The organism is Bradyrhizobium quebecense (assembly GCF_013373795.3).
Classification (GTDB): domain Bacteria; phylum Pseudomonadota; class Alphaproteobacteria; order Rhizobiales; family Xanthobacteraceae; genus Bradyrhizobium; species Bradyrhizobium quebecense.
On record NZ_CP088022.1, the window covers coordinates 6,168,696 to 6,185,083 of the forward strand.

A 16,388-nucleotide genomic window follows, 5' to 3' on the forward strand; every position below is an offset into this window, starting at 1 on the left:
AAGGATCAACACCATGGCTTCGATTCACAAGGACATTCCGATCGACGCGCCGGCCGATCATGTCTGGGACGCACTGCGCGATTTCGGCGCGCTGCACACGCGGCTGGTGCCGGGCTTCGTGACCAATACGCAACTCGTCGGCGACGTCCGCACCGTCAGCTTCGCCAACGGCACCGTGGCGCGCGAAACGCTGGTCGATTGCGACGACAAGCGACAACGGCTGGTCTATGCGATCACCAGCGAACGGCTGAAGCAGCATTCCGCCTCGGTGCAGGTGTTCGCCGAAGGTGATGCGCGCTGCCGGGTGGTGTGGATCGCGGATGTGCTGCCGCACGAGATCGCGCCCTATATGGACGCGCAGATGGACCTTGGCGCGGCTGCGATGCAGGCCGCGCAGGCCAAATCGGCCAGGGACAAGAACGCGGCGTGACCTTGCAGGTCACGCGACCGTCCGCGCATTCAACATACGACCGTCACCCTGAGGAGGCCGCGCAGCGGCCGTCTCGAAGGGCGACAGCCCCGCTGTGTCCGCGAGCGGACGCCGAAGCATCGGGGCCGTCGATCCTTCGAGACGCGCTGCGCGCTCCTCAGGATGACGGGTCCAATAGCTTAAGACAGCGCCGGCTGCGCCTCGGCGACCGGCGCAGATCTGCCCCAGCGCGTCAGGATCACGCTGAGGCAGGAGAGCACGCCGAGCACGCCCATCGATGCGGCCGCGAGTGTGAAGAAGCTTTGCGCACTCGCCTCATGCGTCGACAGAAACCAGCCGCCGGTGCCGATGAAGATCAGCCGTGCGGTCTGCGCCAGCACCGGACCCAGCACCTTCGCAGCACCCTGCGAGGAGAAATACATCGACATTGCGAGGCCGATGAAAGCGTACATCGGCGCGGCGGTCGAGAGGTACTGATGGCTGGTCGCCCGGACATGCGGATCATTGGTGAACAGGTTGACCCAGAGGTCGGGGAAGACGGCGATGAAGCTGCCGACCACGCCGACCGAGAGGAACGACAGCGTGCCCGCGGTCCAGGCGATGCGCCGCGCCCGCGCGACGCGTTCGGCGCCAACGGCCATGCCGATCATCGGCACCGAGGCGATACCGACCGCGAACGCGACCGAGGTCAGCATGAATTCCAGCCGTGCGCCGATGCCGTAGCCGGCGAGCACCGCGGTGCCGAACTGCGCCAGCATGTGGGTGAAGATCGAGATCGTCAAAACCGATTGCAGCGGCGAGAAGCAGGAGACCGCGCCGACCCTGAGGATGTCGATGAACATCGCCCATTGCACGCGCAACCCCTTGAGTTTCGGCTTCACGCGGGCGCGGCCCGAGAACAGGTACCAGCCCATCACGCTGATGCTGATCGAATAGGCGATCAGCGAACCCGCCGCGACGCCGCGCATGCCGAATTGCGGCACAGGCCCGAGGCCGAGCCCGAGCGTGCCGCCGAGAATGATCTGCCAGACCGCCGAGGACAGGATCATGGTCGACGGCAGCTTCATGTTGCCGGTGCCGCGCAGGATGCCGGCCATCGTGTTCATCAGCCAGGGCAGGATCGCGCCGCCGAAGAAGATTTGCGAATAGGCGATCGCCTGCGCCAGCACATTGCCGCGGCCGCCGAGCAATTCGAGCAGGCGCGGACCGAAGGTCAGCATGCCCAGCATGAAGGTGGCACCGAACGTCAATCCGATCAGCAGCGCATGCATTGCAAGCGTCGAAGCGCGCTCGATCTCGCCGGCGCCGAGCGCGCGCGCGATCGCGGATGCGACCCCGCCGCCCATCGCACCACCGGACATCGTCATGGTCAGGATCACGCAGGGAAACACCAGCGCCATCGCCGCGAGCGATTCGACGCCGAGACGGCCGATATAGGAGGTCTCCGCGATCACCACGCAGGTGCCGGCGGAGAGCGCGATCACGTTCGGCCACGCCAGCCACAACAGCGTGCGCAAAATCGGCCCGTCGAGCAGCGCGTTGCGCGCCGGCCTAGTCACCGGCGGCGGCAGCGGCCGTTCTTGTTCGTCGACAGGTATTTCGGCGAGGCCGAGGTCGGACATTTCCACTCCCACGCGCGATCTTCGGGAGCCGCGCCATGGTGTTTCCCTACCATGGCGAACGCGGATTCCACGTGCGCGGGACGCAAGGGGGGCCTGCGTGATTGCAGGTGAACCTCTGACCTAGCCGACCGACCAGACGAACGGCGCGCCGGCGGCGCCATTCGGCCTCAGATGCACCGGAATATGCCGTCCGCAGCCGGCTGCCAGCCCTTCGAACAAGCCTGTCAGAACGCTGGCGCAGGCCGGGTGATAATCGGCCACATCGGCCATCAGCTTCCAGCCCTGCTGGCGGATCTCGAACTGGCCCTCAGACTCGCTGATGTCAGCGACATCATCCTGCGACTCGAAGAGCACGCGCAGGAATGCGGCAAATTCCGCGGCGCGGCCACGACGGCCACCGAGCGCCTGCGCGACCTCGTCGTAATACTGCATGCCAATCAGCTTGCCGGTGAGATGCAGCAGATAGCTCGCATCCTCGGGGCCGAACACCTGCACGATGACAGGCGCGGCCGTCTTCACATATTCCATCGCGTAGTTGCGATAGGCCTTTTCCAGCCGCGGTTTCGGCCAGCTGTCGACCGGCAATGCCGGCGCGGTTCTGGAATCGAACAGCGGCGCCTCGAGGTGGCGCGCGAACACCAGGCGCTGGTCGAGTTCGAGCGGATGATCGTATTCAAAGTAATAGCCCTCGAGTCCGTCCTGGCCGTCGACGCTCTGCTTGGTGCAGACGAAGCTGAGCCTGAGATCGCCAAGCGCGACACCGTTGTTGGCGTGCCAGCCGCGCAGCATCGCGCGCGAGACCTCGCCGGGCACGCCGCAGATCGCCGTGCCCTTCCAGATCCAGCGCGGCGGCGGATAGCGGATCCAGGCCTTGCGGTCGGACTCGTACATGTATTCGACATGCACGCCGCCGATCCAGTTGGAGAGATAGTGATATTGCGCGGCCGCGACCGCCGGCGGCAGACCGTCGAGGCCGAGCTTCTTCAAGCCGGGCAGGAAGCGCTCCTGCTGCTGGCGGCGAAATACGCGGAAGACGAATTCGGCGGCGTCGGCGGTGCCGCGGCGCGTGACCACGGTGAGGATCAGCCCGGTGAAGAAGGCGTGATAGAGATCGGCGACGCTGCGCCACTTCCGCCACTGCGCTTCGCGCGCGTCCTGCTCCTGAGTCATGCTTGCTCCCGATCTCTTGTTTTGCCGGAGTTTGTCATCGCGATAGATGCGACGCAACCAGACACATATTCGCTGTCATCGCCCGACTCGATCGGGCGATCCAGTATTCCAGAGACGGACGTTGTCTATTGAGAAGCCGCGGCGTACTGGATTCCCCGCTTTCGCGGGGAATGACAGCGGAGAAATTCCGCTACACGCGAAAATGCTTGGAGAGCTTCAGGCCCTGCGCCTGGTAGTTCGAGCCGATGCGCTGGCCGTAGAGCGCGTCGGGGCGCTCGAGCATGCGTTCATAGACGAGCCGGCCGACGATCTGGCCATGCTCGAGAATGAACGGCACCTCGCGCGAGCGCACTTCGAGCACGGCGCGTGCGCCCTTGCCGCCGGCGCCGGCATAGCCGAAGCCGGGATCGAAGAAGCCGGCATAGTGGACGCGGAATTCGCCGACCAGCGGATCGAACGGCACCATCTCTGCGGCGTAGTCCGGCGGCACCTGCACGGCCTCTTTCGACGCCAGGATGTAGAACTCGCCAGGATCGAGGATGAGGCTGCCATCGGGCCGCGCCTTGATCGGCTCCCAGAATTCTTCGACCGAATAGCCGCCGCGGCGATCGACATCGACCACGCCAGCGTGACGCTTGGCGCGATAGCCGACGAAGCCGCCCGAGTTCTCGCCGGACAGATCGACCGAGAGCGCGACGCCATGGGTGAGATCGGCATTGTCGGCATCGACCAGCCGCTCGGCGGCATGCAGCGCGTCGAGCTCGTCGGCGGTCAAGGTCGCCTCGCCGATCCGGAAACGGACCTGGCTGAGCCGCGAGCCCTCGCGCAGCAGCACGGGAAACGTTTTCGGGCTGATCTCGGCATAGAGCGGACCGTGATAGCCGGCGCCGATCATGTCGAAGCGGCGGGTGCCGTCGGCGATCACGCGGGTGAAGACGTCGAGCCGTCCGGTCGAGCTCTTCGGGTTGGCCGCGGCCACGATCTCCGGCGGCAGCGCCAGGCTTTCCAGCAGCGGGACGATGTAGACGCAATTGGTCTCCAGCACCGCGCCGTCGGAGAGATCAATCTCGTGCAGCTTCAGCTGGTCGATCCGCTCCGCGACCGTGGCATCGGGCCCGGGCAGGAAGCTGGCGCGGACGCGGTAGGCGATGTCGCCGAGGCGGAGATCGAGGCTCGCCGGCTGGATCTGGCTCTCGACGAAGTCGTAGGCGGGCAGAATGAGGCCGGCCTCCGCCATCTCCGCGATCATGCGGTCGGGCAGAATTCCGTTGGATTCGTCTTCCAGCGTGAACGACACGTCGCGGTCCCTCGGCGATCCCTCGAGATGGCCCAAAATCATACTCTGAGCGGCCACCAAGCCCCAAATTATGGGCTTTTACGGGTTATCCGATGACCGTCTTGACGGAAAGGGCGCGAGGGAATATCAGCTCCACTTATCCCGTGGTGATTTGAGCCGGCCGGCTTGCAGCCACGTTAAATAAGTCGCTAAACAGGCCGGGGACAGTGTGATCCCGGCTTGTGGAGGTAGCTCCAGGCCGGTTTTTTGTGGCCATTTTCGCCAGGAAATGGCCACTTCGGAGGTCACATGTCTGAATCCAAGTCTTCTGAATCCAAGTCTACTGCCCATCTTCGTCCCGAAACCCGCCTCGTCCATGGCGGCACGCTCCGCTCGCAATTCGGGGAGACGTCGGAGGGACTGTTTCTCACCCAGGGCTACGTCTACGACACCGCCGAGCAATGCGAGGCGCGCTTCAAGGGCCAGGATCCCGGCTTCATCTATTCGCGCTATTCCAATCCGACCATTGCGATGTTCGAGCGCCGCATGATCGAGCTCGAGGGCGCGGAAGCCGCGCGCTCGACCGCGACCGGCATGGCCGCGGTAACGACCGCGATCCTCGCACCGCTGAAGGCCGGCGATCACGTGGTGGCGTCGAAGGCCCTGTTCGGCTCCTGCCTCTACGTGGTGCAGGACCTGTTGCCGCGCTACGGCATCGAGACGACGCTGGTCGACGGCCTCGATCTCGACCAGTGGCAGCGCGCATTGCGGCCCAACACCAAGACTTTCTTCCTGGAGAGCCCGACCAATCCGACGCTCGACGTGCTCGACATCGGAGCGATCGCGGAGATCGCGCATAGCGGCGGCGCCCGGCTGATCGTCGACAATGTGTTCGCGACGCCGATCTGGCAGAGCCCGCTGTCGCTCGGCGCCGACGTCGTGGTCTATTCCGCGACCAAGCATATCGACGGCCAGGGCCGCTGCCTCGGCGGCGTCATCCTGTCGTCGGAAGCCTTCATCGCCGAGCACATCCATAATTTCATGCGCCAGACCGGTCCGTCGCTGTCGCCGTTCAACGCCTGGGTGCTGTTGAAGGGTCTCGAAACGCTCGGCATCCGGGTCCGCGCGCAGACCGAAAACGCGGCGAAGATCGCCGAGGCGCTGGCGAAGCATCCGAAGATCACGCGGCTGGTCTATCCCGGCCGCCCCGATCATCCGCAGGCCGAAACGGTGAAGAAGCAGATGGGCGCCGGTTCGACGCTGGTCGGCTTCGAGGTCAAGGACGGCAAGGCCGGCGCCTTCCGCTGCCTCAACGCGCTGAAGATCTCGCGCATCTCCAACAATCTCGGCGATGCCAAGAGCCTGGTCACGCATCCCGCGACCACGACGCATCAGCGCCTGGCGCCGGAGGCTCGCGCCGAGCTCGGCATCAGCGAAGGTTTTATTCGCTTCTCGGCCGGGCTCGAGCACCCCGACGATTTGATCGAGGATTTCGAGCGCGCGCTGGAGCAGGTTTGAGGCAGAGTTAGAACGCATCATGGCCGGGCTTGAACCCGGCCATGATGGCTTCTCGCAAGTGAGACCTAACGCGGGATGAGTTTTGGTTGAATCGGCTTGGCGCGGTCTCGGTTCACCTCTCCCCGTTGGGGAGAGGTCGGATTGCGAAGCAATCCGGGTGAGGGCTCTTGCTCTCTCGATAGACCGTAACCCCTCACCCGATTTGCTGCGCAAATCGACCTCTCCCAAGGGAGAGGTGAACTTTCGACGCCGTTCCAGGCCTAACCTAATCTCATCATGCTCTAGGTCGCAGCCGTCGTCACGCCGCCGTCGACCACGATGGTCTGGCCGGTCATGAAGGTCGAGGCATCGGAGGCGAGATAGGCCACCGCGCCCGCGATCTCGTCGGGCTCGCCGATGCGGCGGAGCGGCGTCGATGCGGTGCGGCGCTTCAGATTGTCCGGATCCTCCCACAGCGCGCGGGCGAAATCGGTCTTCACCAGGCCCGGCGCCACGCAATTGACCCGCACGCCCTTCGGGCCCCATTCGCCGGCGAGGCTGCGGCACAGCGCAAAGTCCGCCGCCTTGGAGATGCCGTAGGCGCCGATCACGGTCGAGCCGCGCAGGCCGCCGATCGAGGAGATGATGACGACCGAGCCCTTGCCACGTTCGGCCATCTGCGGGATCGCCAGCGCGGAAAGCCAGATGTTGCTCTTGACGTTCGAGCCCATGATCTTGTCGAAGGCCTCGTCCGTGATGTCGAGCAGCGGGCCGTAATAGGGATTGACTGCGGCGTTGCAGACCAGGATGTCGATCTTGCCGTAGTGCTTGATCGTGCCGGAGATCAGTCCCTCGACTTCCGCCCGGCGCGCGATGTTGCAGGGGATGACGAGCGCGTCACCGCCCGCCTTCTTGATGCCGTCGGCAACCTCCTGGCAGGCATCGGCCTTGCGCGAGGAGATCACGACCTTGGCGCCGAGTTTTGCCAGCAGCTCCGCCGAGGAGCGGCCGATGCCGCGGCTCGAGCCGGTGACGACCGCGACCTGGCCGGTGAGATCGAACGGAGTGTTTTTCATTGTTGTTGCCTCCCGGATGCGCCGTCATTCCGGGGCGCGACGCAGTCGCGAACCCGGAATGACCATGTGTGGGCTCAGGCCAACAGCCCGCCGCCCTCGCTGACGCGACGGAGGTGGTAGTCGGTATCGCCGAGCGTGTTCTCGATCATGGTGAGCCGCTTGAAGTAGTGGCCGATCTTGGCTTCCATGGTCATGCCGATGCCGCCATGAAGCTGGATCGACTGCTGGCCGACGAACTTCAAGGACTTGCCGACCTGCACCTTGGCGGCCGCGACCGCGGACGAACGTTCCTTGGCGTCGCTGAAGTCCGACGCCATGGTCGCAAACATCGACATGCTGCGGGCCTGCTCCAGCGCCACGAACATGTCGGCCGCGCGATGCTGCAGGCTCTGGAACGAGCCGATCGCCACACCGAACTGCTTGCGGGTCTTGATGTACTCGACGGTCTCCTTGAGCGACTCGTCCATCGCACCGACGGCTTCTGCACACAGCGCAATGCGGGCTTCGTCCGCGACGCGCTCGATCAGGGGCAGGCCATTCTCGGGATCGCCGATCGCGGCATCCGCGCCGACCTCGACATTGGTGAAGGTGATGTCGGCCGCGTGCAGACCGTCCTGGGTGGGATAGCCCTTCCTGGTGACGCCCTTGGCATCCGCCGGAACCAGGAACACGCCGATGCCGGCCTTGTCGCGCTGGCCGCCCTTGGTGCGCGCGGTCACGATCAAGGTGTCGGCGTTCTCGCCATTCAGCACGACGAACTTCTCGCCGTCGATCACCCAGCCGTCGCCCTTCTTCTTGGCCGTGGTCACGACGTCGAAGAGGTCGTAGCGCGAGTTCTTCTCGAGCTGCGCGAAACCGAAGGTCTTGCTGCCGTCGATGATGCCGGGAATGTACTTGGCCTTCTGCTCGGCCGAGCCGCCATGACGCAGGAAGCCGCCGGCGACCACGACAGTGGCGAGGTAAGGCTCGACCACCAGCGCCTTGCCGAGCGCTTCCATCACGATCATGGTCTCGACCGCGCCGGCGCCGAAGCCGCCGTCGGTCTCCGCGAAAGGCAGACCAAGCAGGCCCTGCTCGGCGAGCTTGCCCCAGAGCGCTTTGCTCCAGCCGCCCTTCTCCTTCATGTACTTCTTGCGTGCATCGAAGTCGTAGGCATCCGCCAGCAACCCGTCGACGCTTTCCTTGAGAAGCCGCTGCTCCTCGGACAGATCAAAATCCATTTTACCATCTCTCCAAAATCACGCGGGCGCCTGCCCTGGTCTCCACTCGTCATCCCCGCGAATGCGGGGATCCAGCAATCGCCGGCAGTCGTCGTCTGCCATGACCGCCGCGGCGTACTGGGTCCCCCGCACAAGGCGGGGGACGACAGCTAAATGTGCGGCTTAAAGCCCCAGCACCGCCTTGCTGATGATGTTGCGCTGGATCTCGTTGGAGCCGCCGTAGATCGAAACCTTGCGGTTGTTGAAGTAGCTCGGCGCGATCTGGGCGGTCCAATCCATGCTCTCGTTCGAGCCGGCATCGCCGTGCTCGTCATAGGGCGCGGCGAACGGACCGATGATCTCCATCAGAAGCTCGGTGGTGGTCTGCTGGATTTCCGAGCCCTTGATCTTGAGCACCGAGGACGCCGGGTTGGGCTTGCCCTTGCCGTGCTTGCCCTCGTCGGCGACGACGCGGAGCTGGGTCAGCTCGAGCGCCTTCAGCTCGATCTCGCAGGCCGTGAGTTTTTCCCGGAACGCCGGATCCTCGATGACAGGACGGCCGCCGGACTCGACCTTGGAGGCCAGCGCGCGGATGCGGCGCAGCCGCTCCTTCGAGACGCCGACCCGGGCGATGCCGGTGCGCTCATTGCCGAGCAGGAATTTTGCGTAATCCCAGCCCTTGTTCTCCTCGCCGATCAGGTTCTCGTAGGGAACCTCGACGTCGTCGAAGAACACTTCGTTGACCTCGTGGCCGCCGTCGATCGTCTGGATCGGGCGCACGGTGACGCCCTTCGACTTCATGCTGAACACGATGAAGGAGATGCCCATCTGCTTCTTCGCGGCCGGATCGGTGCGGCAGAGGCAGAAGATCATGTCGGCGTGCTGGGCGAGCGTAGTCCAGGTCTTCTGGCCATTGATGATCCACTTGTCGCCACGGCGCTCGGCCTTGGTCTTCAGCGACGCAAGGTCCGAACCCGAGCCCGGCTCCGAGAAGCCCTGGCACCACCAGTCGTCGACATTGGCGATGCGCGGCAGATATTCCTTCTTCTGCTTCTCGTTGCCGAAGGTGTAGATGACCGGGCCGACCATGCTGACGCCAAAGGCGAGCGGCTGAGGCGCCGGATAGGACTGCAGCTCTTCGTTGAAGATATAGTGCTGCACGGTGCTCCAGCCGGTGCCGCCATATTCCTTCGGCCAGTGGGTGACGCCCCAGCCCTTCTTGTTGAGGATGCGCCACCAGGTGACCATCTCGTCCTTCGACAGATGGCGGCCTTCCTGCAGCTTGCGCCGGGTCTCCGGCGGCACGTTGTTCTTGAAGAACTCCCGTACCTCCTCGCGAAACGCTATCTCTTCCTTGGTGAAAGCGAGATCCATCGGATCCTCCTTTTAAAGTTCAACTGCTTCTGTCCTGGTCGTCCCGGCGAAGGCCGGGACCCATAAACCACCGGCATTCGCGTTTGGCAAAGCCGGCTGCCGCTTGTGCCTCTTACACAGGCTGCGGCGTATGGGTCCCGGCTTTCGCCGGGACGACGGATTTATTGCACCATATCGTCCATCATGAGCGCGATCCTGATGCGGTTTGTTGTGGTTTGGATGGAGATGTCTTGGGCTGCTGCTGCCGCAATTCGTGACGCGACAGCTTGCCGACCGGGGTGCGCGGCAGCTCGTCGACGAACTCGACCGCCGCCGGCAATTCATGCTTGCCGACCTTGCCGGCGAGGAATGCGCGCAGCTCGTCGACCGAGAACACTTTCTCGCCGTCGCGCAGCTTGATGAAGGCCTTTGCCGCCTCGCCGCGGTAGTCGTCGGGAATGCCGATCACGATCACTTCCTGCACGGCGGGATGCGTGTAGATCGCCTGCTCGATCATCTGCGGATAGACGTTGAAGCCGCCGGAGATGATCATGTCCTTCTTGCGGTCGACCAGATAGAAATAGCCGTCGGCATCCATGTAGCCGATATCGCCGGTCAGGAAGCGGTCGCCGACGAAGGCCTCCGCGGTCTCCGCCGGCCTGTTCCAGTAACCTTTGGTGACGTTCGGGCCGCGGATGCGGATTTCGCCGACCTCGCCGACCGGCATCACCTTGGTGGAATCCTCCAGCGACACCACGTCCATCTCGATGCCGGGCAGCATCAGCCCGATAGAGCCCGGCTTCTCCGGCCCTTCCTTGGGGTGGCCGGTGCCGGGCGAGCAGGTCTCGGTCATGCCCCAGCCGCTCTTCAGCTTCATGCCGACGCGGCGCTCGAAGATCTTTGCGACCTCGACCGGCAGCGGCGCGCCGCCGGAGCCGGCGACCACCAGCGAGGACAGATCGCGCTTGTCGAGGTCGGGCAGCGAGGCGATCGCGATCCACATCGTCGGCACACCGGGAAACACCGTCGCGCGCTTGACCTCGATGTCGCGCATCACGGCCTCGACGTCGAAGCGCTGATGCAGCGAGATCAGATGGCCGCGCCGGATCGCCGACAGCAGCACGACGGTCAGCGCATAGATATGAAACAGCGGCAGCACGCAGATGACGCGCTCGATCGCATTGCGTTCGAGCCGCCCCGGCTTGCCCCAGACATCATAGATCGACACCGCCGCGGTGAGATTGCCGTGGCTGAGCATCGCCCCCTTGGGCAGGCCGGTGGTGCCGCCGGTATATTGCAGCAACGCGACGTCCTCGACATCGACCGCGGGCCATTGCGACGGCTTGACTGCACCGTCAATGAACTGGCGGTGCGTGATAACAGCTGGATTGTCCGGCAACGCGGTCTGCGGCGTGCCGACCTTGCCCCAATGATCATCCTCGCAAACGATCAGACGGTCGAGCAGCCCCTTGGCGAGGAATTTCAGCGCGGTCGGCAACAGCGCCGAGAGATTGCTGGTGACCAGCACCCGCGCGCCTGAATCGGACAGCTTGTGCGACAGCGCGATCTCGCCGTCGAGCGGCGACAGATGCACGACGCGGGCACCGGCCTTCAGCGCGCCGAAGAAGTTGATCGGATGATCCGGCGAGTTGCCGAGAAACAGCGCGACCGAGGTGCCCTTGCCGTAACCGGCACGCATGAAGGCGGCAGCCGCGGTCTCGACCAGCGCCTCGAGCTCGCTGTAGCTGATCTGCCGGTCGCGGAATTCAAGCACCGGACGCGCGCCGAACTCAGCGGCGGCATTCGAGAGCAGGTCCGGCAGCGTGCCGCGCGTGATCTCGTCGCTCCACTGCACGCCCTTGGGATAATATTGTTCGCCGGGATAGGTCATGGATGCCTTCGCAGGGACTCTATGAAGTCGTCATTCCGGGATGGCCCGAAGGGCCAGACCCGGAATCCATCAATCCACACGCGCTGAGGCGCGATGGGTTCCGGGTTCATCGCTTTTGCGATGCCCCGGAACGACATGTGATCAGGCCTTCGGCCAATCACGCCGCCTTCGACGCGGCGGCGAGCGAGGCGAAGGTCTTGCCTTCGTCCGCGAGCTTCTTCAGCAGCGGCGCGGGCTCGAGCGAAGGATCGTTGGTCTCCTTGGCGTAGAAGGCCAGGCGATCGGCGATGTGCTTGAGGCCCACGGTGTCGGCCCAGAACATCGGGCCGCCGCGATAGATCGGCCAGCCATAGCCATAGAGCCAGACCACGTCGATGTCAGACGGACGCGCCGCGATACCCTCGGCGAGGATCTTCGCGCCTTCGTTGATCATCGGGTACATCATGCGCTCGAGGATCTCGTCGTCGCTGACGACGCGCTTCTTGCGGCCGAGGCGCGCCAGCGTCTCGTCGATCAGCTTCTCGACCTCCGGATCGGGCAGCGCCGCGCGCGAGCCCTGCTCATACTTGTAGTAGCCCTTGCCGGTCTTCTGGCCGAAGCGACCGGCTTCGCACAGCGCGTCCGCGATCTCCGACTTGATGCCGCGATCCTTGCGCGAGCGCCAGCCGATATCGAGACCGGCGAGATCGCCCATCGCGAACGGGCCCATCGGCATGCCGAACTTGGTGACAACAGCGTCGACCTGCTGCGGCAGCGCGCCTTCGAACAGCAGCTTCTCGGACTGCTTGCCGCGCTGCGCCAGCATGCGGTTGCCGACGAAGCCGTCGCAGACACCGACCACCGCCGGCACCTTGGCGATCTTGCGCGCGATCGAGACGGCGGTGACCAGCGCATCCGGCGCGGTCTTGTCGGCGCGCACGATCTCGCACAGCTTCATGACGTTGGCCGGCGAGAAGAAGTGCATGCCGAGCACGTCCTGCGGACGCTTGGTCGCCTTCGCGATCTCGTCGATGTTGAGGTAGGAGGTGTTGGAGGCCAGCACCGCGCCCGGCTTGGCGTACTGATCGAGCTTGCCGAACACTTCCTTCTTGACCGCCATGGTCTCGAACACCGCCTCGATCACCAGATCGGCGTCACCGATGTTCTCGATGCCGACGACGCCGTTGATCAGCGCCATGCGCTTGGCGGGCGCGTCCGCCGGGATGCCACCGCGCGCGGCGGTCGCCTCGTAGTTCTTCTGCATGATGCCCATGCCGCGCTTGAGCTGCTCCTCGCCGGTCTCGATCAGGGTGACCGGGATGCCGGCATTGGCGAACGACATCGCGATGCCGCCGCCCATGGTGCCGGCGCCGAGGATGGCGACGCGCGCCACGTTGCGGCCCTTGGTGCCCTCGGGGACGCCGGAGATCTTGGCGGCTTCGCGCTCGGCGAAGAACGCGTAGCGCTGCGCCTTGGACTGGTCGCCGTTCATCAGCTTGAGGAAGCCCTCGCGCTCCTTCTTCAGGCCCTCATCGAACGGCAGGTCGATCGCGGCACCGACGGCGTCGGCAGCGGCGAACGGCGCCTCGAGGCCGCGCGACTTCTTGGTCAGCGCGGCGACCGCATTGGTGAAGATCGAACGGTCGGCCTTGGCCGCGGCGAGCTTGCTGTCGTCATCGCGCAGCTTGCGTAGCGGACGCTTCTCGGCGACCACCTTGCGCGCAAATGCCTCACCGCCCGACGCCGGACCCTCGACGATCTCGTCGATCAGGCCGGCCTTCAGCGCGGCATCCGCGCCGATCGGATCACCGCCGACGATCATCTTGACCGCGAGCTCGGGACCGACCGCGCGCGGCAGGCGCTGGGTGCCGCCGGCGCCCGGCAGCAGGCCGAGCTTCACCTCGGGCAGACCGAGCTTGGCGTCCTTGGTGGCGACGCGATAGTGGCAGGCCAGCGCAACCTCGAGGCCACCGCCGAGCGCGGTGCCGTGGATCGCGGCAACGATCGGCTTCGGCGAGCTCTCCATCAGGCTCAGCACTTCGGCGAGGCCGGGCGGCTTCGGCGGCTTGCCGAATTCGGTGATGTCGGCGCCGGCGATGAAGGTGCGGCCGGCGCAGGTCAGCACGATACCCTGGACCTGCGCGTCATCGATGGCGCTCTTGACGCAATCGAAGATGCCGCCGCGCACGGCAGCGCTCAGCGCGTTCACGGGCGGACTGTTAACCGTGACGACGGCAATGTTGTCATGACGTTCGAGCTTGACGACTTCACTCACCGGGACTCTCCCTGGATGCTTGTTCTTGAACTTGTGTTGAGTAGCTGCACGACTTGCGTCGAGCGGCTAGGATTAGACCAATTTCGCACTGCGAAATTTAATTCCACATCTTGACACGGAGGGTTATTTTGAAGCACGAGCCTTGTCAACGAGCATGACAAGGGCAGGGAATGAAGCGCGCCAGCAAGAAAGCAGCGACCGATCGCAATTTCGTCGTCGCGCTTTCCCGCGGACTGGATGTCCTGCGTGCATTTCAACCCAATGACGGGCTGCTCGGCAATCAGGAGATTGCAGCCCGCACCAAGTTACCGAAGCCAACCATTTCCCGGCTGACCTACACGCTGACCAAGCTGGGATACCTTACACCTGTACCAAAATTCGAAAAGTATCAGCTCGCGCCGTCGGCGATGGCGCTCGGCTACGCCGCGCTCGCCAATCTCGGCGTTCGGCATTTGTCCGAGCCGTATCGAGAAGAAGTGATGCGCGCGACCGGCGGCGCAGTTGCTGTCGGCGGCCGCGACCGTCACAGCATGATCTATTTCGGCCAGAGCCGGAACGGCCTGGCGCTCGGCGTGCAGCTCGACGTCGGCTCGCGGGTACCGATCGCGACCACCGCGATGGGCCGTGCCTATATTTGGGCATTGCCACCCGAAGAACGTGCGGCTCTACTACGCGAGCTGCGGGATCACTATGGCAGCCGCTGGGCCAAGATCCGCGACGGCATCGAGCGCTCCGGCGAGACGGTGGCGAAGCACGGCTTCACCCTGTCCACCGGCGACTGGCAGAACGACGTCGCCGCAGCCGGCGTTGCATTGAAATTGAACGACGGAACCGGTCCTTACGCCTTCAATTGCGGCGCGCCGGCATTCCGCTTCACGGAAGATAGATTACTCAACGACATTGGACCTCGCCTTGTCGCGATGGTAAGGAACATCGAGCAGGCGCTCGGTGGAATGGCGCCGCAATCCAAAAAAGAACAAAGCAAAAAGTCTAGAGTAGGAGGGAAAGTTGCACGTTTGGCCGAGGGGATCAGATAGCCTCCATCGCGTCCGGCGAAATCCATCGCAGGGCCGCTCGCACCGCTCAGAGATGGCGGGCGAGACGAGATGACGCAGGCACAGCTCGCGCAGGGGAATGATCCCCTGCTCGCGGTTCGCGACGTCAGCGTCGTGTTCGGCGGCATCATCGCACTGAATGGCGTGTCGTTCGACATGCGCCATGGGCAGATCCTCGGCCTGATCGGACCGAACGGCGCCGGCAAGACGACCCTGTTCAATTGCCTGTCGCGGCTCTACCAGCCCTCGTCCGGCGATATCCTGATGGAAGGCAAGAGCATCCTGTCGCGGCCGCCGCACCGGATCGCCGAGATCGGCATCGGCCGCACGTTCCAGAACGTCGCGCTGTTCCCCAATCTGTCCGTGATCGACAATGTGCGCGTCGGCGCGCATGCCCGCACCTCGAGCGACATCGTCAGCGACTCGCTGCGCCTCGCCTGGGTCCGCCGCGGCGAGAGCGACATGAACAAGAAGGTGCACGACATCCTCGGCTATCTCGATCTCGAGGACGTCGCCCACACCGTGGTCTCGGGACTTCCGTTCGGCACCCAGAAGCGCGTCGAACTGGCACGCGCCCTGGCGGCGGATCCGAAGATCCTGCTGCTCGACGAGCCGGCCGGCGGCCTCAATCACGAGGAAGTCTACGTGCTCGGCGACCTGATCCGCAAAATCCGCGATGACCGTAAAATTACGGTGTTGCTGGTCGAGCATCACATGGGTCTCGTGATGTCGATCGCCGACCACGTCGTCGCGCTCAATTTCGGCCGCAAGCTGGCCGAAGGCACGCCGGCCCAGGTCCAGGCCGACCCCGACGTCATCAAGGCCTATCTGGGGAGCAAGGACCAATGACAGCGATGCTCAACGTCAAGGACTTGCGCGCCTATTACGGTCAGGTCCAGGCCCTGCATGGCCTCAGTTTCTCGCTCAACGAGGGTTCGTTGACCACCCTGCTCGGCGCCAACGGCGCCGGCAAGACCACCACGCTGCGGGCGATCTGCAACATGGTGCGCTCGACCGGCGCGATCGAGTTCGAGGGCAAGCCGATCGGCACCCGTTCCACCGAGAACGTGGTCCGCCTCGGCATCGCCCATGTGCCGCAGGGCCGCGGCACCTTCACCAACATGACGGTGGAGGAAAACCTGCAGCTCGGGGCCATCAGCCGTTCCGACAAGAACGCCATCGGCTCCGATATCGAGCGGATGTACGAGCATTTCCCGGTGCTGAAGCAGCGCTACACCCAGCAGGCCGGCACGCTGTCGGGCGGCGAGCAGCAGATGCTCGCGGTGGCGCGCGCGCTGATGCTGCGGCCGCGCCTGATGCTGCTCGACGAGCCGTCATTCGGCCTCGCGCCGCTGATCGTGCGCGACCTGTTCCGCATCCTCGGCAAGATCAATCGCGAGGAAAAGGTGACCATCCTGGTGGTCGAGCAGAACGCGCAGCTCGCGCTCGAGCTCGCCGACCAGGCCTATGTGATCGAAACCGGACGGATCGTGATGTCGGGCAATGCCAAGGACATCGCGAACAACGAAGACGTCCGCAAATCCTATCTCGGCTACTGAGGAGCT

13 protein-coding genes and 1 riboswitch are annotated in these 16,388 nt (G+C 64.5%); of the genes, 5 read left to right on the top strand and 8 right to left on the bottom strand.

All coding sequences use genetic code 11. From position 1 onward, the window contains the following. Positions 1–13: 13 nt before the first annotated feature. Entirely contained in the window at positions 14–430 is a 417-nt protein-coding gene (locus HU230_RS29775; RefSeq protein WP_176528759.1) for an SRPBCC family protein, read from the top strand. A 179-nt stretch (positions 431–609) separates the two neighbouring features. On the opposite strand, the gene HU230_RS29780 is transcribed toward HU230_RS29775, so the two are convergent. From HU230_RS29780 to HU230_RS29790, 3 genes are all read right to left on the bottom strand, one after another. Further along, entirely contained in the window at positions 610–2,052 is a 1,443-nt protein-coding gene (locus HU230_RS29780) for an MATE family efflux transporter (protein ID WP_176528758.1), read from the bottom strand. Positions 2,053–2,172: 120 nt separating this feature from the next. Further along, a complete protein-coding gene (locus HU230_RS29785) occupies positions 2,173–3,222 on the bottom strand; it encodes a hypothetical protein (RefSeq protein ID WP_176528757.1) in 1,050 nt (349 codons plus the stop codon). A gap of 190 nt (positions 3,223–3,412) precedes the next feature. After that, a complete protein-coding gene (locus HU230_RS29790; protein WP_420840901.1) occupies positions 3,413–4,471 on the bottom strand; it encodes a 2'-deoxycytidine 5'-triphosphate deaminase in 1,059 nt (352 codons plus the stop codon). 181 nt (positions 4,472–4,652) lie between these two features. Then, positions 4,653–4,732: riboswitch (SAM riboswitch) on the top strand. 75 nt (positions 4,733–4,807) lie between these two features. Between HU230_RS29790 and HU230_RS29795 the strand changes: the two genes are divergently transcribed. Beyond that, positions 4,808–6,016: an O-succinylhomoserine sulfhydrylase gene (locus tag HU230_RS29795; protein ID WP_176528755.1), complete on the top strand. Its 1,209-nt coding sequence runs from the start codon at positions 4,808–4,810 to the stop codon at positions 6,014–6,016. A 281-nt stretch (positions 6,017–6,297) separates the two neighbouring features. On the opposite strand, the gene HU230_RS29800 is transcribed toward HU230_RS29795, so the two are convergent. From HU230_RS29800 to HU230_RS29820, 5 genes are all read right to left on the bottom strand, one after another. After that, the gene (locus HU230_RS29800) at positions 6,298–7,071 is read right to left on the bottom strand and encodes an SDR family NAD(P)-dependent oxidoreductase (RefSeq protein WP_092119436.1); all 774 of its coding nucleotides are present in this window, start codon (positions 7,069–7,071) and stop codon (positions 6,298–6,300) included. 74 nt (positions 7,072–7,145) lie between these two features. Continuing rightward, the gene (pimD, locus tag HU230_RS29805; RefSeq protein ID WP_176528754.1) at positions 7,146–8,291 is read right to left on the bottom strand and encodes a pimeloyl-CoA dehydrogenase small subunit; all 1,146 of its coding nucleotides are present in this window, start codon (positions 8,289–8,291) and stop codon (positions 7,146–7,148) included. A gap of 162 nt (positions 8,292–8,453) precedes the next feature. Beyond that, positions 8,454–9,644 carry a pimeloyl-CoA dehydrogenase large subunit gene (gene pimC / locus HU230_RS29810; protein ID WP_018269091.1) on the bottom strand — a complete coding sequence of 397 codons (1,191 nt, stop codon included), beginning with the start codon at positions 9,642–9,644 and terminating at the stop codon, positions 8,454–8,456. A gap of 181 nt (positions 9,645–9,825) precedes the next feature. Next, a complete protein-coding gene (gene pimA / locus HU230_RS29815) occupies positions 9,826–11,514 on the bottom strand; it encodes a dicarboxylate--CoA ligase PimA (protein WP_176528753.1) in 1,689 nt (562 codons plus the stop codon). Between the two features lie 157 nt (positions 11,515–11,671). Next, positions 11,672–13,768 carry a 3-hydroxyacyl-CoA dehydrogenase NAD-binding domain-containing protein gene (locus HU230_RS29820; RefSeq protein WP_176528752.1) on the bottom strand — a complete coding sequence of 699 codons (2,097 nt, stop codon included), beginning with the start codon at positions 13,766–13,768 and terminating at the stop codon, positions 11,672–11,674. 170 nt (positions 13,769–13,938) lie between these two features. Between HU230_RS29820 and HU230_RS29825 the strand changes: the two genes are divergently transcribed. From HU230_RS29825 to HU230_RS29835, 3 genes are all read left to right on the top strand, one after another. After that, complete coding sequence (locus HU230_RS29825; protein WP_176528751.1) at positions 13,939–14,805, top strand: IclR family transcriptional regulator; 867 nt, start codon at positions 13,939–13,941, stop codon at positions 14,803–14,805. A gap of 69 nt (positions 14,806–14,874) precedes the next feature. Further along, positions 14,875–15,672 carry an ABC transporter ATP-binding protein gene (locus HU230_RS29830; protein WP_050406254.1) on the top strand — a complete coding sequence of 266 codons (798 nt, stop codon included), beginning with the start codon at positions 14,875–14,877 and terminating at the stop codon, positions 15,670–15,672. After that, on the top strand, positions 15,669–16,382 hold the full coding sequence (locus HU230_RS29835; RefSeq protein ID WP_097676739.1) for an ABC transporter ATP-binding protein: 714 nt from the start codon (positions 15,669–15,671) through the stop codon (positions 16,380–16,382). The genes HU230_RS29830 and HU230_RS29835 overlap by 4 nt, the downstream gene beginning before the upstream one ends. Positions 16,383–16,388 lie beyond the last annotated feature (6 nt).